This window comes from Streptomyces niger (assembly GCF_000718305.1).
Lineage (GTDB): Bacteria > Actinomycetota > Actinomycetes > Streptomycetales > Streptomycetaceae > Streptomyces > Streptomyces niger.
In genome coordinates this window covers 24,261-46,159 of the sequence record NZ_JOFQ01000019.1, presented here as the reverse complement: position 1 = coordinate 46,159, position 21,899 = coordinate 24,261, and the positions used below count along the sequence as shown (strand labels likewise).

Genomic DNA, 21,899 nt, shown 5'->3' with positions numbered 1-21,899 from the left:
GGTGCGCATGTTATCCGAGGGGGGAACGCAGAGCAGTCCCGGCGAGCGCCCGCTCTTCTTCGTGAGCTATTCGCCCGCGGACGAGGCCTGGGCGACGTGGATCGCGTGGACGCTGGAGCGCGAGGGATACCGCACGGTCATCCAGGCATGGGACTTCACCGCGGGGACGAACTTCATCGACTACATGGACCGCGGGGTGAGCGAGTCCGCCGCGGTGATCGCGGTGCTGTCGCAGAACTACGCGCGCTCCCGGTACGGGCGGATGGAGTGGCAGGCCGCCCTGCGTGCCTCCCCGGACAACCCGGAGCAGCGCCTGATCACCGTACGGATCGACGAGGCGCCGATCGACGGGCTGCTCGCCACCATCACCTACATCGACCTGGTGGCCGCCCGGGGCGAGGCGGAGGCGCGGGAGATGCTGCTGACCCGCGCGCGGGATGCGCTGAACGGGCGGGCGCCGGCGTCGGGACGTCCGCGTTTTCCAGGTTCTCCAGGTTCTCCAGGTTCTCCCGGATCGGCGGCGAGTCCCCCGCCGGTGCCACCGCAGCGGACGGGGTCGACCCGCAACGGCGACCCGTGGTACCCCGGGCGGCTCCGGCCGCGGACCGCACCGGCCTTCCCGCTGAACGCTCCGGAGCGCGAGGGCGACCACATCAGCATTCTGCACCTGCCCGGCCCGGACTTCGGGCGCGGCAACGAGCCGGACGACACGCTCCACGAGCTGCGCGGCGACCTGCTGGAGCTGCAGGACGCCGAGGCTCCCAGACCGGACCTCGTCGTGGTCACCGGCAATCTGACGGCCTCCGGCACGCCCCGCGAGTGCGGGCAGGCGCTCTCCTTCCTGACCTCCCTGCGCGCCCAGCTCGACCTCCGCCCCCACCAAGTCGTCCTCGTACCGGGCGCGGAGGACGTCAGCCTGAAGGCGTGCAGCTCCTACTTCTCCTCCTGCGAGGCCGACGAGGTCACGCCGCAGCCGCCGTACTGGGAGAAGTGGCGGCACTACGCGAAGCTGTTCCACGAGTTCTACGAGGGCATCGACCGGGTCTTCGCCGCCGACCAGCCCTGGACGCTGTTCCCCGTACCGGAGCTCAACACCGTCGTCGCCGGCTTCAACTCGACGATGGCGTACAGCCACCGGCCCGAGGACCAGTTCGGCTACGTGGGCCGGGACCAGATCACCTGGTTCGCCGAGGCCCTCCACCAGTACGAGCGGGACGGCTGGCTGCGCATCGGCGCGATACGGCACCCGCTGGAGACACCCGCGGCGACAGGCGGCTCGGGGGTCGGTGCGATCCGCGACGCCGAGGCGTTCCAGCGGCTGGCCGCGCCCCGGCTCAACCTGCTGCTGCACGGTCCGGTCAACGACCCGCGCACCACCCGCCGCGACCCCGTCGACACCCGTCTCGGCACGCTCCCCGTCTTCGGCGCCGCGGCACCGGCCCGCTTCCAGCTGCTGAAGGTCTCCGCCTCCGGGGTCACCCGCTGGCACTCCCCCACCGCCCCCGCCGCGGAGTTCCGCGAGGAGTGGCGGCGCGTCCGCACCCCGCTGGGCCCGCAGGCGTTCCCCTCGCAGGCACCGCGGCAGGAGCCCGACCCGGTCCGCGACACGTTCACCGACCAGGTGAAGGAGATCTGCCGCGCCAAGTGGCAGGACGTGGGCATCCGCGATGTCACCGTGCGGCGCAGCGACGACCCCACCACCCAGTTCGTCGCCACCTGGAAGCGCGACGGCCTCGTGTTCCAGTCCCGTATCGCCGCGCTGCCCGGTGACCCCCGCGAGGAGGACCTGGCGCGCTTCGCCGAGCAGGTCCGCGCGGCCGAGGGCACCACGGCGGAGAACGTGCTGGTGTACGGCGGCCAGGCGCCACCGCGGGACGTGGTGGAACGCTTCGCCGACCGCATCCGGGTACGGAGCTTCCTGGAGTTCCAGGGCCTGATCGATCTGCGCGCCTACGTGGCCGACCAGACCGCGCGGCTGAGTTCCGACCGCGCCTACCGGCCGGAGCTGTACCTGCCGCAGCGGTACCGGGAAATCACTCCCCGGTCCGAGGGCGGGGGGCACGGCCGCCTCGTGGACGAACTGCTGGACACCCTGGACACCGAACACGGCCGGTTCGTGCTGCTCCTCGGCGACTTCGGCCACGGCAAGACCTTCTCCCTGCGGGAGCTGGCCCGGCGGCTGCCCGAGCAGTCCGCGCACCTGACGCCGGTGTTCATCCCCCTCAACACCTTCGACCGGGCGCACAGCCTCATGGGCCTGGTGACCACGCACCTCGCCAATCACGGTGTGACCCGCATCGACACCAACGCCCTGCAGTACATGATCCGCCAGGGCCGCATCGTGCTGCTCTTCGACGGCTTCGACGAACTGGTCAACCGCGTCAGCTACGACCGCGCCGCCGACCACCTGCAGGCACTCCTGGACGCCGCGGTCGACAACACCAAGATCGTGGTGACCAGCCGCACCCAGCACTTCAAGTCCACCGAGCAGGTCTTCACCGCCCTCGGCGAGCGCGTCGGCGCCCTGCCGCAGCGCCGCGTGCTGACCGTGGAGAGCTTCCAGCCGCAGCAGATCAAGGAGTACCTGGAGCGCACGTACCACTCCCGGGAGAAGGCCGAGCAGCGGTACGACCTCCTCGCCGGCATCCCCAACCTGCTGGAGCTGTGCGGCAACCCGCGGCTGCTGTCCTTCGTCACCGCCCTCAGCCACGAGCAGCTGCAGTCCGTGGCCGGCGCCGGGCGGACCCTGAGCGCCGCCGGACTGTACGAGGAAGTGCTCACCGCGTGGCTGGAGTTCGAGGTCGAGCGGGGCAGCGGCGGGCCGGGAGCGGCACCGGGCCTGTCGCTGGAGGACCTGTGGAAGGCCGTGACCTCGCTGGCCGTACGGCTGTGGGAGACGCGGCGCAACGTGCTGCGGCTGGACGAACTGGCCGAGACCACCGGGCGGGCCCTGGACGGCCTCACCCGGTCGCACATGACGGCCGAGGAGCGGGCGCAGGCCGTCGGCGCGGGCAGCCTTCTGGTGCGGACCGAGGACGACCTGTTCCAGTTCATCCACTCCTCCGTCGTGGAGTGGCTGATCGCCCGCGAAGCCGCACGCCAACTGGCCGGACCGGCGGAGGGCACGCCGCCGCTGCTGGCGGCGCGGCCGCTGACGCAGCTGGCCGTGGAGTTCTTCTGCGACCTGGCCGACCGGGGCGACTGCCAGGCCTGGGTGCGCCAGGTCCTCGGCGACGACACCTCCCCGGACAGTCCCGCCCGGCAGAACGCGGTGCGCGTCAATCACCGGCTGCGCATCCCCACCGACGTGGCCCTGCGCGGCGTCGTGCTGCGCGGGGAGAACCTCTCCCACCGCGACTTCTCCGGCGTCGACTTCACCGGCGCCGACCTCGGCGAAACCGTACTGACGGGGGCGAAGCTCGCCGGAGCGGACCTCACCGGCGTCAACCTGACGGCTGCCAACCTCGACGACGCCGACCTGTCCGGCGCCTGCCTGGAGGGCGCGGACCTCTCCCGGGCTCGCTTGATCCGTGCCGACCTGCGCGGCGCGCGCCTGTCCGGCAGCCGTTGGGCCAGAGCCGCCCTGGTCAGCGCCCGCATGGACCCCGAGCAGCAGTCCGCGCCCGAGCTGCGGTCCGCCGCGCTCGCCCCGGGCATGCCCGTCGACGTGGGCCTGCGGCCCGCGGCCGTCGGCGTCCCGTACGGCTTCGACATCAACCACGTCCGGCTGCCCGAGCCCATGGCGTACGCGCGCGACGGTGAGCTGCTGGCCGTGGGCACCGAGGACGGCGGCGTCCTCATGTGCGATCCGGACGACGGGCGGCCGCTGCGCACCCTGCGCGGGCACCACGGGCGCGTGTACGCGGTGAAGTTCGCGCACGACCTGCTGGTGACGGGCGGCGCCGACGGCCACGTGGTCATCTGGGACCCGGCCACCGGCAGGGAGCGACACCGCCTCGAAGTGCATCCCGACGGCGTCTGGCCCGTCGTGGTCGAGCCGAGCGGCAAGCTGCTGGTGACCGGCGACAAGGAAGGCCTGGTCACCGTGTGGGACCCGGCCGCCGGCCGCCCGGTCCACCACCTGGCCGGGCACGCGGCTCCGGTCTACACCGCCGGTTTCAGCCCGGACGGCACGCTGCTGCTCACCGGCGACGCCTCCAGCCGGGTCCGGATGTGGGACCTGGCCACCGGGCAGTGCGTCCGCGAGATCGACGGGCACCGCGGCTCGGTGTACCGGGCCGCGTTCGCCCCGGACGGCCGGCGCTTCGTCACCGCGGACAACGGCGACGGCGAGGGCGGACACGTCCGGGTGTGGGAGACGGGGACCGGACGGCTGCTGCACGACTTCGCCGGCCACCCGGAGCGCGTCTACACCCTCTCCTTCCACCCCGGCGGCAAGTGGCTGGCCAGCGGCGACACCTCCGGCCAGGTGCGGCTGTGGGACGTCTCGGTCGGTGCCTCCCTGGGCTGCCTGGAGACGCTGGGAGGCGGCGTGTACCAGGTCCGCTTCGACCCGGCGGGCACGCACCTGGCGGCCTGCGGCAGCAACGGCTCCGTACGGCTGTGGACGGTGACCGGCACGTCGACCCCGGACCTGCGGCAGCACCCGAAGCAGCCGGAGCCACACCGTGGGTCCGCCTGGTGCGTCGCCTTCCGGCCCTCGCGCGCCGCCGACGCCTCGTCGGGCAGGTCCCAACTGGTCACGGTCGGCAACGACGGCGGGGCCCACATCTGGGAGATCGCCGCCGGACGCGGCAAGCGGCTGGTGAACGGGCACAACCGCCGGGTCGTCGCCGTCAGCTTCAGCTCGGACGGCGAGCGGATCAGCGTGGGCGGCAACGACGGTGCGGTGCGCGTGTGGGCGGCCCGTACCGGCAAGTGCCTGGCCACCCTGCACGGGCGTGGCGACCGGCTGGTGTCGGCCCTGTTCAGTCCCGCCCCGGAGGGCCAGGTGGCGGCCGCCAGCAACGACGGCGACGTGTACCTGTTCAGCTCGTCCGACGGCGAGTACCAGCGGCAGTTCGACGCCAACACCGAGCACGTGTGGGCACTGGCCTTCGGCGGCGACGGCGAACTCCTGGCCACCGCCAACGACGACGACACGGTCGGAGTGTGGAACCTCCGCAGCTCCGGCGGTCACGTCACCACCCTCGCCGAGCACGCGGGACGGGTCCGCTCCATCGCCTTCCGCCGCGGCTCCGAGCGCCTCGCCACGGGCTGCGACGACAGCGTGGTGCGCATCTGGGACGTGCGGGGCGGCGCCATCCGGCACACGCTCCGCGGCCACCGGGACCGGGTGTACGGGGTGGCGTTCGGCCACGACAACTCCTGGCTGGCGAGCGCCGGCTGGGACGGCGACGTCATCATCTGGCGCGACGGCGCCGAGGCCCTGCGGCTGCGCGGATCCGGCGAGCGTCTCTGGGCGTTGGCCGCCCACCCGTCCCAACCCCTGCTGGCGGCCGCGGGCGACGACCGCGTCATCCGCATCTGGCACGCGGAGACCGGCGCCGAGGTGCACGCCCTGACCGGGCACACCGGCCGGGTCCTCTCCCTCGACTTCTCCCCGGACGGCGCGCTGCTGGTCAGCGGCGGGGAGGACGGCGTGGCACGGTTGTGGTCCCTGGACGGGGAGCCCGCCCTGCGCGGCACCTTCCTGGGCCTCGCCGAGGGCTGGGCCGCCCTCTCGCCCACCGGTCGCTACAAGTCCCACGGCACCGTCAGCGACGAGTTCTGGCACGTCATCGGCATGACGCGCTTCGAACCCGGCGACCTCGAGGAACACCTGCCCGCGGTCCGCCGCATGGCCATGGGCGAGGTACTGCCCGGCCTGGAGACCACCGGGAGTAACGCGTGAGCACCACGGACCAGCGGCGCTCGCGCCGCCTGCAGCGCGCGCTGCGCTGGCTGTACGACTACCTCGACGTCCTGCTGCCCATCGTGCTGGCCTTCAGCGTCGGCCTCATCGACTTCACCAGCGACCTGGTTCCCGAGGACGCGCGCTTCGGTTTCACCATGGCCGTCCTCGGCATCATGGCCATCGCCAGCTTCAAGGACCGTTCCGCGCACGGCAAGACCGTGGAGGATGCGGTCACCCGGTCCGTACATCCCCTGGAGGAGCAGGTCGAGCGGACCGCCCGCAGCCTGGAGGACAACGCGCTCATCCGGACCGTCCGCCCCGACGAGATGTACGACGTCCACCGCCGTGCCCGGCAGGACACCACGCAGTGGCAGTTCAAGGGCGGCACGGGCTCCCACATCCGCCCGGTCACCCTGCCCGAGCTGGTCCAGGCCGCCCGCGAACGCCGTTCCCGGCTCACCGTCCACATCGAGATCATCGACCCGGGCTCGACCGAATCCTGTCAGGAGTACTCCCGCTTCCGGCAGAGCTTCAGCCCGCCGGGCAGCGGCAGCCCCTGGACGCTCGACCGCACCCGCAAGGGCTCGTACGCCACGGTCCTGGCGGCGTTCTGGCACCTGAACCGGCTGCCCACGCTCGACATCAGCGTGCACACCACCACCCGTGTCAGCGCCCTGCGCTACGACCTCTCCGACAGGTACCTGATCCTCACGCAGGACGACCCGACGAGGGAGAACTTCCTCATCGAGCGGGAATCACTCCTCTACAAATACTTCGAGATCGAGCTCCACCAGAGCCGGAACCACGCACCGCGCATCGACTTCTCGGGGGCGACGGAGCTGTCGGACTACCCGACCGCCGACGAGGCCCGGACGTTCTTCGACGCCGTGGGCAAGCCGCTGCCGTCGTACTCCGACTCCGAGGTGAGCGAGATCATCGAACTGGCCCTGAACGGCGTGGACCCGTACCGGAGGTGACATGCACTTCCACGACCTGGAGCAGCAGCTGGACGGCCCCATGGCCGCCGCCGCTGCCACCGCATACTCCGCGCGCCTGCTGGAGCAGATGTCGGCCGCGACCCTCGACGTACCTGTCGTCCACCACCCGCTGGGTTTCGTGTGCCTGCCCGTCGTCCGCGACGGCGAACTGGGCGTCTGTCTCCACTTCTTCGGCCACGGCACCGACACCGAGCCGGGTGTCGAACCGCACCACGCCCACAGCTGGGACCTGACCAGCCACGTCCTGTACGGGCGCGTCGCGCACGAGCCCATGGACGTGGCCGGGTCCGGGGAGCCGACACACCGGATATACGAGGTGCTCAGCGAGGCGGGCGGCAGGGACGAAGTGCACCCCACCGACACCCTGGTGCACGGCGAGGCGTGCCCGCCCCAAGTGTGCACGGCAGGCGAAACGTACCGCCTTCCCGCGGGTCTCTTCCACGCCTCCCGCGCGGACGGGCCCGCCGCCACCCTCGTCCTGGGCCGCTCCCGCCCCGGCGGCCGGGACCTGTCGCTCGGCCCGGTCGACGCCCGGGGCCGCGGCCGTACCACCACCCGGCGCCGCTGTGCCGGCGCCGACACCTCGCGACTGCTGCGCACGGCCCTGAGGAGGCTGCATGCCGGGTGATCTGGACCGTGAACGCCGCGTCGCCGTGGCCGCCGCCGAGGAGGCCGGCGCCCTGCTCGCCGCCTCCTTCCACTCCGCGCACACCGTGCACGCCAAAGGCGGCCGGGACGTGGTGCTGGACCTCGACCTGGCCGCCGAGAAGATCATCGTGTCGCGGTTGCGGGAGGCGTTCCCGGACGACCACATCCTTTCCGAGGAGGCCGGGGACCAGGGGCCGCAGGGCGGCCGCACCTGGCTGGTGGACCCGCTCGACGGAACGAACAACGTGGCCATCGGGCTGCCCGCGTACGCCGTCGGCATCGGCCTGATGAGCGGCGGGGCACCCGTCCTCGGCGTCGTCCACGAGCCCGTGACCGGCGCCACCTTCCACGCCGTCGCGGGCCGGGGCGCGTACGGCCCCGCCGGTCGGCTCCCCGGGCCTGCCTCGGTCCTCCCCGAGGCAGGGCCCGTGGTCGCCTGGACGCAGGGGTACGGCGTGGGCCGTGCGCCGACCGCTGCCCGGATACGTGCCGAGCTGGAGCGCGAGTCCTGGCGGGTGCTCCAGTTGTGGGCGCCGCTGCTGGGGTGGGTGCTGCTGGCGCGGGGGACGATCGACGCGTTCGTGGGGTACTGCGCCGAGGGGGTGGACCTGCCGGCCGGGGCGTTGCTGGCCGCCGAGGCCGGGGCCGAACTGCGCACGCTGGACGGCGAGGTGTTCACACCGGAGCACGCCGGGCCACCGGAGGGACGGAGTTTCGTGGCGGCGCGAGGGGAGAACCTGGCGTGGGCGCGGCTCAGATGTTCCGGGTGAGAAGCCGTTGGCCGTCCCGGACTTCCGTAACCGGTGGGCGCGCGACATCGTCCGGCGCGGCGGGCTGAGGTCCGGTCGCGGAAAAATGCTTGGCGTGCCGGCCGGTCGCCTGGCTAGGGTGGCAGCACACGTCACGGCGACCGTCCGGTTGCTGTGCTACGGCGTGTGTTTCGGCTGAGGATGACGAAGGAGGTGTGACCGATGGCTGTCGTTGCGATGGACGCTGCCCGCACTCAGACGATCATCAGTTCCGCTTCCGCGACCTCCGGCTGACCTCTTCGATTTTCTCTTCCGCGCCCTCTGCGGCGCGCGGTGCCGGGGCCGCCCTTGTGAAGGGTTTCCCTTGACTCGCTTTTCTGGCTCCTCTGGCTCTTCTGCTTCATCTGCCGCGTCTTCGTCGAGCCCCCTGTCGTCGTACGGCTGGGACGACGGATTCGCCGCGAGCTTCGCTCCCTTTGCCGCACAGGGCCTGCTGCCCGGCCGTCTGGTGCGCATCGACCGCGGCCGGGTGGACGCCGTCGTACCCGACGCGACCGGCGTCCGCACCGTTCTCGCCGCCACCGCGCCGGTGGCCACCGGCGATCCGCTCAAGGTGCCCTGTACCGGCGACTGGGCCGCCATCGATCCCGGCAGCGGGCCGGACGCCGTCGTCCGCGCGCTGCTCCCGCGGCGGACAGCGCTGGTGCGGTCCGCCTCCTCCAAGCGGTCCGAGGGCCAGATCCTGGCCGCCAACCTCGACACCGCCGTCATCGCCGTCTCGCTCGCCGAGCCCCTCGACCTCGGTCGCGTCGAACGCTTCGTGTCCCTGGCCTGGGAGAGCGGCGCCACCCCGCTCGTCGCCCTGACCAAGGCCGACGTGGTGCCGGACGGGGCGGGGCTGACCCACCTCGTCGCCGACACCGAGGGCGCGGCGCCCGGCGTGCAGGTGCTGGCGGTGAGTGCCGCCACGGGCGCGGGCCTGGACGTCCTCGCCGCGGCGCTGGCCGGCGGCACGGCCGTCCTGCTCGGCCGGTCCGGCGCCGGCAAGTCCACCCTCGCCAACGCGCTGATCGGCGCCGACGTGCAGGACGTGCACGCGGTACGCGACCGGGACGGCAAGGGCCGGCACACCACGACCACCCGTGACCTGCTGGTCCTGCCCGCCGGCGGGGTGCTGATCGACACCCCGGGGCTGCGCGGCGTCGGCATGTGGGACGCCGAGGAAGGCCTCGCGCGCACCTTCACCGATGTCGAGGAGCTGGCCGCCGACTGCCGGTTCCACGACTGCGCGCACACCACCGAGCCCGGCTGCGCGGTGCTGGCCGCGGTGGACGCCGGTGAGCTGGCGGAGCGTCGGCTGGACAGCTACCGCAAGCTGCTCCGGGAGAACCAGCGCCTGATCGCCAAGACCGACGCCCGGCTCCGCGCCGAGCTGCGCCGGGACTGGAAGCAGAAGCAGGCGCTCGGCCGGCACATGGGCGAGCGGAAGCGCGGGACGCGGCGGTAGCCGGGGCTCCGGGCCGCCCGTGCGCGGGCGGCCCGGACGCCATGTCCGATTTCCGCCGGAGGCGGCCGCCCGCATCCCGCACACTGGACGGTGTGATGGACGAGAGCAGCAGGTACGAGGCGGTGGCGAGCCGGGACGCGCGCTTCGACGGAGAGTTCTTCTTCGCCGTGGTCACGACCGGCATCTACTGCCGCCCGAGCTGCCCCGCGGTCACCCCGAAACGCGTCAACGTACGGTTCTTCCCGTCCGCCGCGGCCGCCCAGGGCGCGGGCTTCCGCGCCTGCCGCCGCTGCCGTCCGGACGCCGTCCCCGGCTCGGCCGACTGGAACGTCCGGGCCGACCTCGTGGGCCGCGCCATGCGCTTCATCGACGACGGCGTCGTCGACCGGGAGGGCGTCGCGGGCCTCGCCACGCGGCTCGGCTACAGCGCCCGCCAGGTGCAGCGCCAGCTCACCGCCGAGCTGGGTGCGGGCCCGGTCGCCCTGGCCCGCGCCCGCCGCGCCCACACCGCGCGCATCCTGCTCCAGGCCACGGCCCTGCCGGTCACCGGGCTGGCTTTCGCGGCCGGGTTCGCCAGCGTTCGCCAATTCAACGCGACCATGCGGGAGATCTACGGGGCCACGCCCAGCGAGCTGCGCGCCCGCGCCCGCGGCCACGCCGCACCGGGGAGCGGCGGCGCGCCCGGCGGCATCCCCCTCCGGCTGGCCTTCCGCGGCCCGTACGCCGCCCGGGAGATCTTCGACGACCTGGCGGCCGCGGCCGTACCGGGCATCGAGGAGATCACCGGCAGCCCCGGGTCCCGCACGTACCGCCGCACCCTCCGCCTCACGTACGGCAGCGCCGTCGCCGAGGTCGGCGAGCGGCCCGGCAGGCCCGGCGGGCCGGCCGGCTCCGGCTGGCTCGACTGCCGGCTGCACCTCACCGACCTGCGCGACCTGCCGACCGCGAGCCAGCGGCTGCGCCGCCTGTTCGACCTGGACGCCGACCCGTACGCGGTGGCGGCCCGGCTGGCGGCCGACCCGCTGCTCCGGCCGCTGGTCGCCGCCCGGCCCGGACTCCGCTCGCCGGGCGCGGCGGACCCGGCCGAGCTGGCCGTACGCACCGTGCTCGGCGGGCCTCCGGAGCGTGCCGCCGCCCTCGTTCGGGCCTACGGCAAGCCCCTGGACGCCCCCGACGGCACGCTCACCCACCTGTTCCCGACCGCGGACGAATTGGCGGCGGCCGACGCCGGAGAGGGCGTGCGGGCCCTGTGCGCCGCGCTCGCCGACGGCACCGTCGACCTCGAAGCCGGCGCCGACCGGGACGCCGCCGAACGCGCCCTCGCCGCCCTCCCGGGCGTCGGCCCGGCCGCGGCGGCCGTCATCAGGCGGCGCGCACTGGGCGACCCGGACGTGGGCCCGCCGGGCCCGGCGCCCGCCGAGGCGGAATGCCGGCGGCCGTGGCGCTCGTACGCCCTGCAGTACCTCCGGCACGCCGGCCTCGGCGCCGGTGCCGCACGCGAACCCGACGACCACGACCCGAAGGACATCCGCGACCATGCCGCTCTACACGCTGCTTGACAGCCCGCTCGGCCGGCTCACCCTGGTGGGCGAACCGTCGGCCGACGCCCCCGGCGGCACGGCGCTGACCGCCCTCTCCGTCCCGGAGCAGAAGCGCGGCGTCGTGCCCGCGCCGGACTGGATCCGCGAACCGGCCGCCTTCGCCGAGGCGGAGCGGCAGCTGAAGGAGTACTTCGCGGGCGAGCGGCGGGAGTTCGACCTGGCGCTCGCGGCGCGCGGCACGGCCTTCCGCGAGCGCGTCTGGACGGCGCTGGACGACGTGCCGTACGGCGAGACCGTCAGCTACGGCGAGATCGCCCGGCGCATCGGCGCGGCGCGGCCCGCGGTGCGGGCCATCGGCACCGCGATCGGCGCCAACCCGCTGCTGGTCCTGCGCCCCTGTCACCGCGTCATCGGCGCGGACGGTTCGCTCACCGGCTACGCGGGCGGCCTGGACCGCAAGCGTGCGCTGCTGTCCCTGGAGGGCGTCGCCGTGGCCCGCTGACGCGTCGTCCAGCACTCTTTTGTGCACTGTTTCGCGGCGGGCCCGCGAGGGACAATACGGGGCATGAGTCAGCAGGGGGACACACGCGGACACGAGGACGACTGGTGGCGCGAACTGTACGAAGCGGGTGACGGCGAACCCGGTGACGCGGGGCCCTCGGGCGCGCCGGACTCGCTCGACGACCGCGTGGACTCCGCCCTGCGCGCGGTCGGCGCCACCGACCCCGAGCCCGTCGAGGAGTTCCCGCCTGCCGCGCCGCCGCCTGTCGCGGAGGCCCCGCCCACCGTGCCGCCATCCGTCGCCGAGTCCCCGCCCACCGCGCCGTCGCCCGTCGAGGACTTCCCGCCTGCCGCGCCGCCGCCCGTCGTGCCGCCGCCCACCGCGCCGCCGGCCGGCGAGCCGTGGCCGGTCGCCGCGCGGGCCGCCGGGCCCCGGACCGACCCGCCGCCGCCCGCCGTGGAGTTCGTCGGGGCCCGGCCGCCCGCGTACGCGGCGGAGCCCGTCGCGCTGCCCGCCGCCGACCCGGCCGACCTCGCCGGGCTGGTCCCGGACACCGAGCTGGACGGCGCCCAGTACGGCACGCTCACGCTGCGCGCCGCCTCCATACGGGGCGACTCCGCGCGCTACCGCGGCGAACCGCGCCGCGACGCCCTGCTCACCGCCCGGTTCGGCGCCGGGCGGCAGACCCTGATCCTGGTCGCGGTCGCCTCCGGCGCGCACGGTTCGCCCGAGGGGCACCGCGCAGCCCGGGACGCCTGCCGGTGGATCGGTGCCGCCGTCGGCCGCTCCGGAGCCCGGCTGGCCGACGACATCCGCACCGGCCGCAGGGAAGCCCTCAGGTCCGGGCTCCAGCGCCTCACCGACCGCGGCTACGGCCGGCTGCGGGCCCGCGCCGCCGAGCTGGGCCTGGAGCCGCACGCGTACACCGCGTCGCTGCGCTGCCTGCTGCTGCCCGCCGATCCGGCCTGCCGCACCCGGGTCTTCTTCGGTGTCGGCGGGGGCGGCCTCTTCCGGCTCCGGGACGGCGTCTGGCAGGACCTGGAGCCGCCGCCCCCGGCGGGGGCGACCGGCGGGCCGGTCGTCGGGTACGGCACGCGGCCGGCCGGCATCCCGGCGCAGCGCGGCCTCGCCGACCCGGAGTCGACGATGGACCTCGGGATCACCCCGGCGCCGGATGCCGCCGAGTTCGCGGGGAAGCCGGCCGAGGGGGCGACCGGTACGGCAGCGGAAGGAGCCGCAGGTACGGCAGCGGGAGGGGCCGGCCCGGCGACCGGCGAGGCCGGTCCGGCGGCCGGGTCCATGGCCGGCGGTCCTTCCGGCACGGCAGGCGAACCGTTCCGCTTCCGTGCCTCCGTGGCCCGTGCCGGGGACACCCTGCTGCTGTGCAGCGCGGGCCTCGCCGAGCCGCTGCGCGAGGCGCCCGACTTCGCCGCGCGGCTGGCCGGGCGGTGGGCCGAGACCGAGCCGCCGGGGCTGACCGCCTTCCTGGCCGACGCCCAGCTGCGCCTCCAGGGGCACGCGAAGGACCGTACGGCCGCCGCGGTCTGGGACAGCTGAAGGGCAGCCGGGGGACGCGGGGGCCGGGCCCCGCAGCACGCCGTACGCCTTCCGGGGCCGCCCCGGAGTTCAGTGGTAGAACCGATCCGATGCCGCAAAAGCGGGCAAAATCCCGCGAGCGGTGCGAGCCACTGATCCCCACCCGAAGGGCGTGCGCGCGATGGCGAAGCAGACCGTGGCCGAGCAGTTCGTCGACATCCTGGCGCGCGCCGGGGTCAAGCGGCTCTACGGGGTCGTCGGCGACAGCCTGAACCCCGTCGTCGACGCCATCCGCCGCACCTCGGCCGTCGAGTGGGTCCAGGTCCGGCACGAGGAGGTCGCGGCGTTCGCGGCCGGCGCCGAGGCGCAGATCACCGGCCGGCTCGCGGCCTGCGCCGGGTCCTGCGGCCCGGGCAACCTCCACCTCATCAACGGCCTCTTCGACGCGCACCGTTCGATGGCCCCCGTCCTGGCCCTGGCCTCGCACATCCCCTCCAGCGAGATCGGCACGAGCTTCTTCCAGGAGACCCATCCCGACCAGCTCTTCCAGGAGTGCAGCCATTACTGCGAGCTGATCTCCAACACCCGCCAGATGCCGCGCGTCCTGCAGACCGCGATCCAGCACGCGGTGGGCCGCAGCGGCGTCTCGGTGGTCGCGCTGCCCGGCGACATCGCGGGGGAGGCGGCGCCCGAGCGCGCCGAGGAGCACGCGCTCGTCACCTCGCGGCCCTCCGTCCGCCCGGGTGATGCGGAGATCGCCCAGCTCGCCCGCATGATCGACGAGGCCGGCAAGGTCACGCTGTTCTGCGGCAGCGGTACGGCGGGCGCGCACGCCGAGGTCATGGAACTGGCCGAGAAGATCAAGTCACCGGTCGGCCACGCACTGCGCGGCAAGGAGTGGATCCAGTACGACAATCCTTTCGACGTCGGGATGAGCGGTCTGCTCGGATACGGCGCCGCCTACGAGGCCACGCACGAATGCGATCTGCTGATCCTGCTCGGCACGGACTTCCCGTACAACGCCTTCCTGCCGAAGGACGTGCCGATCGTGCAGGTGGACGTGCGCGCCGAGCACCTCGGCCGCCGCTCCACGCTCGACCTCGCCGTCTGGGGCGACGTGCGCGAGACCTTGCGCTGCCTGACCCCGCTGGTCGAGGAGAAGAAGAACCGCCGCTTCCTGGACCGGATGCTGAAGAAGCACGCCGACGCGCTGGAAGGCGTGGTCAAGGCGTACACCCGCAAGGTCGACAAGCACGTGCCGATCCACCCCGAGTTCGTCGCCTCCGTGCTGGACGAGGAGGCCTCCGACGATGCGGTCTTCACGGTCGACACGGGCATGTGCAACGTCTGGGCGGCGCGCTACCTCACCCCCAACGGGCGCCGCCGCGTCATCGGTTCGTTCACCCACGGCTCGATGGCCAACGCCCTGCCGCAGGCGATCGGCGCCCAGCTGACGGACCGCCGGCGGCAGGTCGTCTCGATGTCGGGGGACGGCGGCTTCGCCATGCTCATGGGCGACTTCCTCACCCTGGTGCAGCACAACCTGCCGGTGAAGGTCGTACTGTTCAACAACTCCTCGCTCGGCATGGTCGAGCTGGAGATGCTGGTGGCCGGGCTGCCCTCGTACGGCACCGACAACCACAACCCCGACTTCGCCGCCATCGCCAGGGCCGCGGGCGCGTACGGCGTCCGGGTGGAGAAGCCGAAGCAGCTGCGCGGCGCGCTGCGGGACGCCTTCAAGCACAACGGTCCCGCGCTCGTGGACGTCGTCACCGACCCGAACGCGCTGTCCATTCCGCCGAAGATCAGCGCGGACATGGTGACCGGGTTCGCGCTCTCCGCCGGCAAGATCGTGCTGGACGGGGGAGTGGGTCGGATGGTGCAGATGGCCCGGTCCAATCTCCGCAACATCCCGCGCATGTGAGCCGTCACCGCCCAGCGGGGCACATGCCCCGCACGTGTGCCCGGCGGTGGCAGGAGACGTCAGGAGCTTCCGGGCTGCGACGGCCTGCCGTAGCCGCCCGGACGCGGACGTAGACGCACCGGGCCACTCGATGGAGCCACCCCCTCGACGGCTCCACCGGAGGCGGCGCACCGGCTGCGGCAGCGGGCCGGTCGGCAGCGGAGGCGAATTCGCCCTACGGACGGCGGCGCGGCGGCCGGGACTCCGCCCTTGTCATGGCCGCCCGGCCGGCGCTTGGTCGGTACCAATCGGGCATCCCATGGCATATGCGGAAGCACGGGACGAAGCTTGGGGGGTCCGCCGGTGGGCATGGATCACCGTGAGGTTGTCCGGAAGATCGGCGACACGGAAACGCTCGGGGCGGGGAGGATGAATCGTCAGCCTGTACGGGGCGAGCAGGTGCACGGACGGGGCGACGGGCCGATCACCGGGCCTGTCGACACCTGCATCGACACATGGACCGAAGGGCAGCGGCCGAGAGCCATCCGGCGCCGGCTGCGCCGCGCCGACCTCACGGCGGTCGCGGACGTCCGCAAGGACCTGCGTCACCTGCTGCTCCACTGGGGGGAGACCGGCAGGTCGGACATCGCGGAGCTGCTCATCAGCGAGCTGGTGACCAACGCGCTGGTGCACACCGAGCGGCCCCCGCCCCCCGCGGGGGGGGGGGGCGCCGGCCCCCGCCCCCCCCCCCGCCGCTCTCCCGTGCCCCGGGACACGGTGTGCTCAGCCGAACTGCCGCTCGATCTCGGCGAGCTTCTCCTCCAGGGAGTCCAGCCGCGGAAGCGCCTGGGTGTCGTCCTCGGAGGTGAGGTCGACGGTCCGCCCGCCGGGCCGCTCGGCACCGCCGCCGGCGCGGCCGGTCACGGCTTTCAGCGTGGGACGGGACCGGGACGCGTCACCGACGGCCGTGCCGTCGCCGGCCGCCGGGCCGTCGAGTGCGGGGTTCTCGGCGGCCCGGCCCCCCGCTGCCGGTGCTCCGGCCGCCTGGCCCTCGATGGCCGGCGCCCCGGGCTGCTGCGCAGCGGGCCGCCCGGCGTCCACGGCCGGCACCTGGCGGGCGCCGCGGCCCCACCGGTGCTGCCGGTTCAGTGCCCGTACCCGGGCCCGGTCCAGCTTCCGGTGCTCGCGCCGGCGCCGCCGGCTGCGCTCCCGCTCGCGGCGGTCCTCGCGTACCTCCTCGACCGCCTCGTCCAGGCTCCGCACACCCTCCAGCAGCATCAGCGACCAGGCGGCGAAGGTCTCGCGCGGGGCGCGGAGCCAGCGCACCATGCGGATCTGCGGCAGCGGCCGCGGCACCAGGCCCTGTTCACGCAGCGCCGCCCGGCGGGTCTGCTTCAGCGCGCGGTCGAAGAGGACGGCGGCCGACAGCGACATGCCCGCGAAGAACTGCGGTGCGCCCGCGTGGTCCAGGCCGCGCGGCGCGTGCACCCAGTTGAACCACGCGGCCGCGCCCGCGAACGTCCACACCAGCATCCGGGAGCCGAGCGCCGCGTCACCGTGGCTGGCCTCGCGCACGGCGAGTACGGAGCAGAACATCGCGGCGCCGTCGAGGCCGAACGGCACCAGGTACTCCCAGCCCCCGGAGAGGTTGAGGTTCTGCCGGCCGAAGCCGACCAGGCCGTGGAAGGAGAGTGCGGCGGCCACCGCGGCACAGCAGAAGAGCAGCAGGTAGGCCGCCGAGCCGTAGACGGCCTCCTTGCGGCGCCGGCGCTCCTCGCTGCGCTCCCAGGAATCCTCGGTCGCCGTCTTCGCCGGGCCGCGCTTGCCGCGCAGCACCACGGCGACGGCTGCGGAGACGCCGATGAGCAGCAGGGCTCCCGGGACGAGCCAGTCCAGCGATATGTCCGTCATTGCCATCTGGGACCCCTTGCTTCGCGATACGCGTTTTCGCGCGACATCCTGACGGAGTCGGCCGGATCCGCAGGGGCTTTCGGGGCAAGAGGACACCAAGGAGGCGCACGGGCCCGCCAGGAGGGGGGAACTGTTCGCACACCCTTGAGAGGGGCGGCAGTTGAGTTCGATTACCGTCACTCGTTCAGGTGACGGCGGGGAACTGGCTCGGGGTCAGGCGCTCGCGGTCAGTCGCGCGACCCGGTCCGCGTCACAAGTACGCGGACAGGTGACGCAGGTGTCCTCCGGACGCACCGTGTAGAACATGCAGCAGCTCGCACGGTCCCGCGTCGCGAGCTTCTCCCCGGCCGGGCCGGTCAGCTCGCGGAAGCCCGCGCCGCCCACGTACGGCGCCGTCGCGCCCGGCAGCAGCCGCTCCACTTCGGCCACCGCGCGCGGCTCCTCGCCGAGCAGGTGGCCGAGGTACCACAGGCCCTCGACGATCTCGTCCGTCGCCATGCCCCACAGGGCGCGCGGCCCGCGCCGTACGCGGGGGCGGAAGCCGTCCAGTACGGGTGCGAGGTGTTCGGCCACGGCGGACCGCACCTCGGCGCGCAGGGCCTCCTCGTCGGGGACGACCGCGGCGCCCGGCAGCTCGGCCGCCGGATCGCCGGGCAGGCACGCGAAGGAGGTGATCCGTACGACCGCGTGGCCCAGCTCGCGCGGGAAGAAGACGGCGTCGGCGGGGAGCCGGGGCACCCGGCGGTGCAGGAACCACGGCATGGTGATCAGCAGGCAGGCGGGCCAGGCGTAGCGGTGCAGTCCGAAGCTGGCGACCACGTCGGGACGCGCCTGCTTCCCGTAGTTCTCGACCACCTGCGCGGCGTCCCAGGCCAGGAAGGCGTCCAGGGTCGCGCCGCCGGCCGCCAGCTCCGCCGCGCCGGTCCAGCGCTCGCCCGCCGGGGCCGGGTCCGCCGGGCCGAGCTCGGTGACGCGCAGGTGGGGGAACACCTCGGTGAGCCGGGCATAGGCCCCCGTGACGGGGGAAGGGGACGGCGGGGCGGCGAGAGCGGAAGAAGCCATGCGGAGGACCACCGAATCGCTGTCGTTGGCAGGTAAGGCTTACCTTAGCGGATGACTCCGGGGTTTGACCTGCGGCGGGGGCCGCCTAGGGTGCAACAGGACATTCAGGAGGTACCCCATGGAGCAGCGCGCGGCAGAGCAGCCCCCGCGAATACGCGCCCGCGTGCCCGCTCGGGGGCGCGCCGAGGCGGCCCGCGGGCGCCATCCCGCCGACGCGGACGGCGCGCAGCGGGTACCGGCAGCGCCGGCGCCGGGCAGCGACTCCCGCGGGGACACCGGGCCCGCCGCACGCACCCACGCCGTGGCCGCGCCGCCCCCCGCCGCGGCCGTACGCAAGCCCCAGCGGCACTCCGTACGCGCGCAGGTCCTGGCGGCGCTGCGCGACTCCCTGCTCTCCGGCGAGCTGGCGCCCGGCGCCGTCTACTCGGCGCCCGCGCTCGCCGAGAGCTTCGGCGTGTCCCCCACCCCGGTCCGCGAGGCGATGCAGCAGCTCGCCGTCGAGGGCGCGGTCGAGGTGGTGCCCAACCGCGGTTTCCGGGTCGCCGAGCGCACCCCTCGTGACCTCGCCGAGCTGGCCGAGGTGCGGGCGATGCTGGAGATACCGGCCGTGCTGCGGCTGGCCCGCGCGCTGCCGCCCGAGCGGTGGGAGGAGCTGCGCCCGTCGGCCGCCGCGACCGTCACGGCCGCGGGCCACGGCGACTGCGTGGCGTACGCGGAGGCCGACCGGGCCTTCCACCGTGCGCTCCTCGCCCTGACCGGCAACCGGCAGCTGACGCTGGTCGCCGACGACCTGCACCGCCGCGCGGGCCGGCCCTGCGGCGGTGCGACGGCGGGCGTCGCCGACCTCCTGGCCGACGCCGCCGATCACATGGCGCTCCTCGACGCCCTCGCGGCCCAGGACCCGGCCCTCGCCGAACGCATCCTCCGCGACCACCTCACGAGCGCGCGGCTGCCGCACTGAGGCGCGGCCGTCCGGCCACCGGGCCGCGGCCGTCCGACGGCTCGGCCGCGGCCGTCCCGCCGCTGAGTCGCAGTCTTCCGGCCCGGCCCCGTGGCGTCCGCCGGCGCGTTCCTACGCCGCCGTCGGCAGGTGGTCCGCGAGCCAGGTGGGGACGCCGCCCATGAGGCGGAAGAGGCGGGCGGCCTCGGCGCGGAGGCGGGGCGCCTCCTCTTCGGGCGCGGCGTCGGCAAGGGCGGCGAGGGCCGGGGCCGTGCCGATGAGGTAGCCCAGTTCCTCGCGGATCCGCAGGGATTCGGCGAAGCCGTGCCGGGCTTCGGCCAACTCGCCGTCGCGGAGGGCGAGTCCGGCCAGGTGCCGCCAGGTGAAGGAGAGCAGCAGCGGGTCTTCCTGGGCGGTGGCGGCGGCGTGCGCGCGGCGGTAGGCGGCGCGCGCGGACTGCGGGCTGTCGGCGATGTGCTCGGCCATCAGGCCGCGCCGGTAGTCCAGCAGCGCGCGCCCCGGCGCCGTGGGCGGCAGCAGGGCGGCGGCGCGGCCGAGTGCGGCGCGGGCCTCGTCGGCGCGGTCCCGTACGCCCAGCACCGTGGCGGTGTAGGCGAGATGGCCGCGCTCGCAGGCCGCGTCGCCGCGTTCGTCGTCGGTGGCCGCGCGGGCCTCGGCGTACCGCAGGGCGTCCTCGGCCTCGGCCCAGCCGGCGCAGGTGAACATGCAGCGCTCCACGAGGAGCGCCGCACGGTGCAGCGCGGTGGGCGCGTGTGCGGCGGTGTGTGGTTCCAGCAGGGCGGCCGCGTCCTCCCAGCAGCCGCGGGAGCGGAGTCGCCAGACGGCCCGGTCCAGTGGGTCGTCCCCGTCGGCGGCCCGGCCGGCCGTCCGCGCGGCCGGCAATCCTGTCACCGGTGCTCCCGGCACCGGCAGTCGTTCGACGGTCCCTTCGGAGCCGTCGGATTCCGCAGATTCCGGCATGGCGGTATCCGCCACATTGCCCTCCCCGAGCGCACCTTTGAGCCTGGACTGGAAGCAGTGGGCGAATCTCAGCACGAATTTCGGCGCGCGGCCAAGGGGTTGAGTGAATGATTTCACAATCTCCCGCGGGCCGTGTACGGAGCGGAGTTGAGCCGCTAGGAGAGCCGGCCGCGGCTCTGCGGTGGGGGCGACGGACCGGGCGGTCCGGCACGGAATGGTCTGACCTGCCGCTTCGATCGCCGCGCGGCGGCACGGAAAAGCCGCTCGAAGGAGTGACCCGGAGTCGTGCCGTCGTTCGTGCGCCGTGCGCCGCTCACCCTCCGCGCCGTGATCCCGTCGGCCGGTCCCGCTGGGGGACGCGGCGGTGGACGCCTGACGGGGGCCGGACCACCGCATCGAAGGGTGCGCGCCGGGCGCCGGGACGCGCGCCGGATGACGTGTGTGTCGAGGGCCGTGCGTCACCGGTGGCGGGGCGTCACTCCCAGGGGATGTTCCGCCACGGGCTGGCCGGGTCGGTGGTGAGGATGCGGTGCGCCGTGACCATGTCCGCGTACCAGTGGCCGAACTCCTCCTCATCGAACTGCAGGCAGCGGCCGAGGATGAAGCCGGCCGAGAAGTCCTCCCAGGAGCGGTACGCGTTCCGGCTCGCCCGGCCGGCCCGCAGCACGGCCTGCTCCGCCTCCTGCAGGTCGCAGTAGCGCGCGCCGAGCCCCCAGCGCGCCATGCCGGAGGCGCGCCCGTAGTCCCAGGCCTCGGTGGACCGGACGAACTTCCCTTCGGGCAGCACGCCGTCCGCGCGGAACCGCGCCTCGTACCGGGCGATCCGGCCGATCAGCCGCTGTACGCCCGCGACCTGCGAGGCGATCTCCGCCTCGCTCGGCGGCTCGGTCTTCGTCACGCCCTCCGGGGTGAGCTTGACCTCGGCGCCCTTGGAGGCGTTGTGCCGCAGCACCCGCTCGGCCACCCCGCGCCAGTGGTCCACGCTCACGGCGCCCGCGAAGTCGAGCGCCAGCGAGCGCCGTACGGCGAGCGCGAACTCCCAGACCTCGCTGACCATGTCGGCGGCGGTGAGCCGCTCCTGGGCCTGCTGCCAGGACGCCCGGTCGGTGACGCCCCAGAAGTCGGCGAGCTGCTTCTTCTCCGGGTAGTAGCCCCGGCCGTGGTGGGCCATGGCGTTCCACGGCTGGCCGTTCTTGACGAACAGCAGCGCCCCGCAGGCCAGCCCGTGCGCCACCGGGCCGTGCAGCGGCCCGCCCACGTGCAGCGCGCGCAGCCGGATGGGCTCCTCCTCGGCGGAGGCGGCGGCCGCGGCGTGCCGCTGCCACAGGGCGCGGTGCTCGGGGGAGGTGGGGAAGTACGCCTCGCAGGGGCTGCCGGGATTGATGGCCAGCCACGGCGGGTCGTGCGGTTCCCAGTTGCGCGCGTACCAGTCCAGCGAGCCGGACCAGAAGACCGGGTCGGCCACGGGCGCGGGCAGCATGCCGGTGGTGAAGGCGGCCAGGCACGGCGTGCCGGTCCGCCGGTCCCAGTACGGCTGGAAGCGCACCGTCCCCGGATGCGCGTCGGCCGCGGCCCGGGAGTCGGCGATGAACAGCTCGGTGCGGGCCAGCACGTCGAAGTACGCGGACCAGTCCCCGCGCACCTTCGCGTCGTACAACTGCTGCTCGACCTCGCTCGGCGCCTGCCAGGCCGGGGCCGCCGGTTCCGCCGGCCCCGGTTCGGCGGCCGCCTCCGGCCCGTCCGTCATCGCCATGGGAAAACCTT

Annotated in this window: 14 protein-coding genes and 1 pseudogene; 11 read left to right on the top strand and 4 right to left on the bottom strand. The window is 74.2% G+C overall.

What is annotated here, in order from left to right; all coding sequences use genetic code 11:
• Positions 1 to 7 precede the first annotated feature (7 nt).
• From IF20_RS29255 to IF20_RS40120, 10 genes and pseudogenes are all read left to right on the top strand, one after another.
• Positions 8 to 5,854 carry a WD40 domain-containing protein gene (locus IF20_RS29255; protein ID WP_052868377.1) on the top strand — a complete coding sequence of 1,949 codons (5,847 nt, stop codon included), beginning with the start codon at positions 8 to 10 and terminating at the stop codon, positions 5,852 to 5,854.
• The gene (locus IF20_RS29250; RefSeq protein WP_052868376.1) at positions 5,851 to 6,834 is read left to right on the top strand and encodes a hypothetical protein; all 984 of its coding nucleotides are present in this window, start codon (positions 5,851 to 5,853) and stop codon (positions 6,832 to 6,834) included. The genes IF20_RS29255 and IF20_RS29250 overlap by 4 nt, the downstream gene beginning before the upstream one ends.
• 1 nt (position 6,835) lies before the next feature.
• Positions 6,836 to 7,483 (top strand): hypothetical protein, encoded by a 648-nt coding sequence (locus IF20_RS29245; protein WP_052868375.1) that lies wholly within the window; start codon positions 6,836 to 6,838, stop codon positions 7,481 to 7,483.
• Positions 7,473 to 8,273, top strand: a complete 801-nt coding sequence (locus tag IF20_RS29240; protein ID WP_052868374.1) for an inositol monophosphatase family protein — start codon at positions 7,473 to 7,475, stop codon at positions 8,271 to 8,273. Before IF20_RS29245 ends, IF20_RS29240 begins: the two co-directional genes overlap by 11 nt.
• A 343-nt stretch (positions 8,274 to 8,616) precedes the next feature.
• The gene (gene rsgA / locus IF20_RS29235; RefSeq protein ID WP_052868373.1) at positions 8,617 to 9,759 is read left to right on the top strand and encodes a ribosome small subunit-dependent GTPase A; all 1,143 of its coding nucleotides are present in this window, start codon (positions 8,617 to 8,619) and stop codon (positions 9,757 to 9,759) included.
• A 95-nt stretch (positions 9,760 to 9,854) separates the two neighbouring features.
• Positions 9,855 to 11,318 carry a DNA-3-methyladenine glycosylase 2 family protein gene (locus IF20_RS29230; protein ID WP_110944639.1) on the top strand — a complete coding sequence of 488 codons (1,464 nt, stop codon included), beginning with the start codon at positions 9,855 to 9,857 and terminating at the stop codon, positions 11,316 to 11,318.
• On the top strand, positions 11,296 to 11,802 hold the full coding sequence (locus tag IF20_RS29225; protein ID WP_052868372.1) for a methylated-DNA--[protein]-cysteine S-methyltransferase: 507 nt from the start codon (positions 11,296 to 11,298) through the stop codon (positions 11,800 to 11,802). The genes IF20_RS29230 and IF20_RS29225 overlap by 23 nt, the downstream gene beginning before the upstream one ends.
• A 63-nt stretch (positions 11,803 to 11,865) precedes the next feature.
• Positions 11,866 to 13,359, top strand: a complete 1,494-nt coding sequence (locus IF20_RS29220; protein WP_052868371.1) for a protein phosphatase 2C domain-containing protein — start codon at positions 11,866 to 11,868, stop codon at positions 13,357 to 13,359.
• A gap of 160 nt (positions 13,360 to 13,519) precedes the next feature.
• Complete coding sequence (locus tag IF20_RS29215; RefSeq protein ID WP_052868370.1) at positions 13,520 to 15,262, top strand: pyruvate dehydrogenase; 1,743 nt, start codon at positions 13,520 to 13,522, stop codon at positions 15,260 to 15,262.
• Positions 15,263 to 15,784: 522 nt separating this feature from the next.
• Positions 15,785 to 15,940 (top strand): annotated as a pseudogene (locus tag IF20_RS40120) (ATP-binding protein); the annotation flags it as partial.
• A gap of 84 nt (positions 15,941 to 16,024) precedes the next feature.
• Here IF20_RS40120 and IF20_RS29210 read toward each other — a convergent pair.
• Positions 16,025 to 17,158 carry a DUF2637 domain-containing protein gene (locus tag IF20_RS29210; RefSeq protein WP_052868369.1) on the bottom strand — a complete coding sequence of 378 codons (1,134 nt, stop codon included), beginning with the start codon at positions 17,156 to 17,158 and terminating at the stop codon, positions 16,025 to 16,027.
• Between the two features lie 207 nt (positions 17,159 to 17,365).
• Positions 17,366 to 18,214 carry a (2Fe-2S)-binding protein gene (locus IF20_RS29205; protein WP_052868452.1) on the bottom strand — a complete coding sequence of 283 codons (849 nt, stop codon included), beginning with the start codon at positions 18,212 to 18,214 and terminating at the stop codon, positions 17,366 to 17,368.
• A 118-nt stretch (positions 18,215 to 18,332) separates the two neighbouring features.
• On the opposite strand from IF20_RS29205, the gene IF20_RS29200 reads away from it, so the two are divergent.
• Positions 18,333 to 19,175: a GntR family transcriptional regulator gene (locus IF20_RS29200; protein ID WP_110944638.1), complete on the top strand. Its 843-nt coding sequence runs from the start codon at positions 18,333 to 18,335 to the stop codon at positions 19,173 to 19,175.
• Positions 19,176 to 19,286: 111 nt separating this feature from the next.
• Here IF20_RS29200 and IF20_RS29195 read toward each other — a convergent pair whose 3' ends face one another.
• A complete protein-coding gene (locus IF20_RS29195; RefSeq protein WP_407702566.1) occupies positions 19,287 to 20,150 on the bottom strand; it encodes a hypothetical protein in 864 nt (287 codons plus the stop codon).
• Between the two features lie 460 nt (positions 20,151 to 20,610).
• Positions 20,611 to 21,888, bottom strand: a complete 1,278-nt coding sequence (locus IF20_RS29190) for a DUF1266 domain-containing protein (RefSeq protein ID WP_110944637.1) — start codon at positions 21,886 to 21,888, stop codon at positions 20,611 to 20,613.
• Between the last annotated feature and the right edge of the window lie 11 nt (positions 21,889 to 21,899).

Coding starts and splice junctions, on each gene's coding strand:
- IF20_RS29240 (WP_052868374.1), top strand. CDS start 7,473: ATGCCGGGTGATCTGGACCGTGAACGCCGCGTCGCCGTGGCCGCCGCC.
- IF20_RS29210 (WP_052868369.1), bottom strand. CDS start 17,158: ATGGCAATGACGGACATATCGCTGGACTGGCTCGTCCCGGGAGCCCTG.
- IF20_RS29230 (WP_110944639.1), top strand. CDS start 9,855: ATGGACGAGAGCAGCAGGTACGAGGCGGTGGCGAGCCGGGACGCGCGC.
- IF20_RS29220 (WP_052868371.1), top strand. CDS start 11,866: ATGAGTCAGCAGGGGGACACACGCGGACACGAGGACGACTGGTGGCGC.
- IF20_RS29205 (WP_052868452.1), bottom strand. CDS start 18,214: ATGGCTTCTTCCGCTCTCGCCGCCCCGCCGTCCCCTTCCCCCGTCACG.
- IF20_RS29190 (WP_110944637.1), bottom strand. CDS start 21,888: ATGGCGATGACGGACGGGCCGGAGGCGGCCGCCGAACCGGGGCCGGCG.
- IF20_RS29215 (WP_052868370.1), top strand. CDS start 13,520: ATGGCGAAGCAGACCGTGGCCGAGCAGTTCGTCGACATCCTGGCGCGC.
- IF20_RS29200 (WP_110944638.1), top strand. CDS start 18,333: ATGGAGCAGCGCGCGGCAGAGCAGCCCCCGCGAATACGCGCCCGCGTG.
- IF20_RS29245 (WP_052868375.1), top strand. CDS start 6,836: ATGCACTTCCACGACCTGGAGCAGCAGCTGGACGGCCCCATGGCCGCC.
- IF20_RS29225 (WP_052868372.1), top strand. CDS start 11,296: ATGCCGCTCTACACGCTGCTTGACAGCCCGCTCGGCCGGCTCACCCTG.
- IF20_RS29255 (WP_052868377.1), top strand. CDS start 8: ATGTTATCCGAGGGGGGAACGCAGAGCAGTCCCGGCGAGCGCCCGCTC.